The sequence below is a fragment of the Desertibacillus haloalkaliphilus genome, from assembly GCF_019039105.1.
GTDB lineage: Bacteria > Bacillota > Bacilli > Bacillales > KJ1-10-99 > Desertibacillus > Desertibacillus haloalkaliphilus.
Window position 1 is genome coordinate 1 of record NZ_JAHPIV010000037.1, and the last position, 1,666, is coordinate 1,666.

Genomic DNA, 1,666 nt, shown 5'->3' on the forward strand with positions numbered 1-1,666 from the left:
TGTCGACTAGAGTTAAACTCCATAGAAAGGAGGTGATCCAGCCGCACCTTCCGATACGGCTACCTTGTTACGACTTCACCCCAATCATCTGTCCCACCTTAGGCGGCTGGCTCCAAAAGGTTACCCCACCGACTTCGGGTGTTACAAACTCTCGTGGTGTGACGGGCGGTGTGTACAAGGCCCGGGAACGTATTCACCGCGGCATGCTGATCCGCGATTACTAGCAATTCCGGCTTCATGCAGGCGAGTTGCAGCCTGCAATCCGAACTGAGAATGGCTTTATGGGATTGGCTCAACCTCGCGGTTTCGCTGCCCTTTGTACCATCCATTGTAGCACGTGTGTAGCCCAGGTCATAAGGGGCATGATGATTTGACGTCATCCCCACCTTCCTCCGGTTTGTCACCGGCAGTCACCTTAGAGTGCCCAACTGAATGCTGGCAACTAAGATCAAGGGTTGCGCTCGTTGCGGGACTTAACCCAACATCTCACGACACGAGCTGACGACAACCATGCACCACCTGTCACTTTGTCCCCCGAAGGGGAAATCCCTATCTCTAGGGTGGTCAAAGGATGTCAAGACCTGGTAAGGTTCTTCGCGTTGCTTCGAATTAAACCACATGCTCCACTGCTTGTGCGGGCCCCCGTCAATTCCTTTGAGTTTCAACCTTGCGGTCGTACTCCCCAGGCGGAGTGCTTAATGTGTTAACTTCGGCACTAAGGGCATCGAAACCCCTAACACCTAGCACTCATCGTTTACGGCGTGGACTACCAGGGTATCTAATCCTGTTTGCTCCCCACGCTTTCGCGCCTCAGCGTCAGTTACAGACCAGAGAGTCGCCTTCGCCACTGGTGTTCCTCCACATATCTACGCATTTCACCGCTACACGTGGAATTCCACTCTCCTCTTCTGTACTCAAGCTCCCCAGTTTCCAATGACCCTCCACGGTTAAGCCGTGGGCTTTCACATCAGACTTAAGGAACCGCCTGCGCGCGCTTTACGCCCAATAATTCCGGACAACGCTTGCCACCTACGTATTACCGCGGCTGCTGGCACGTAGTTAGCCGTGGCTTTCTGGTTAGGTACCGTCAAGGCACCGCCCTATTCGAACGGTACTTGTTCTTCCCTAACAACAGAGCTTTACGATCCGAAAACCTTCATCACTCACGCGGCGTTGCTCCGTCAGACTTTCGTCCATTGCGGAAGATTCCCTACTGCTGCCTCCCGTAGGAGTCTGGGCCGTGTCTCAGTCCCAGTGTGGCCGATCACCCTCTCAGGTCGGCTACGCATCGTCGCCTTGGTAAGCCATTACCTTACCAACTAGCTAATGCGCCGCGGGCCCATCCTGTAGTGTTAGAAATCCCAACTTTTACAAAAGAACCATGCCGTTCTTTTGATTATCCGGTATTAGCTCCGGTTTCCCGAAGTTATCCCAGTCTACAGGGCAGGTTGCCCACGTGTTACTCACCCGTCCGCCGCTAACCTCATAAGAGCAAGCTCTTAATTGGTTCGCTCGACTTGCATGTATTAGGCACGCCGCCAGCGTTCGTCCTGAGCCAGGATCAAACTCTCCATAAAAAGTGTTTGATATAGCTCAAAAATAATAATTGACGAGATATCATGTATCTCTTTTTCGCTTGGCTTTTTGTTCAGTTTTCAAAGAACAA

The 1,666-nt window shown here is 52.3% G+C and carries 1 rRNA gene; it reads right to left on the minus strand.

Annotation, left to right across the window (positions count from 1 at the left end):
- Positions 1–25 precede the first annotated feature (25 nt).
- Positions 26–1,577: ribosomal RNA gene (locus tag KH400_RS20685) — 16S ribosomal RNA — on the minus strand.
- Positions 1,578–1,666: the final 89 nt, after the last annotated feature.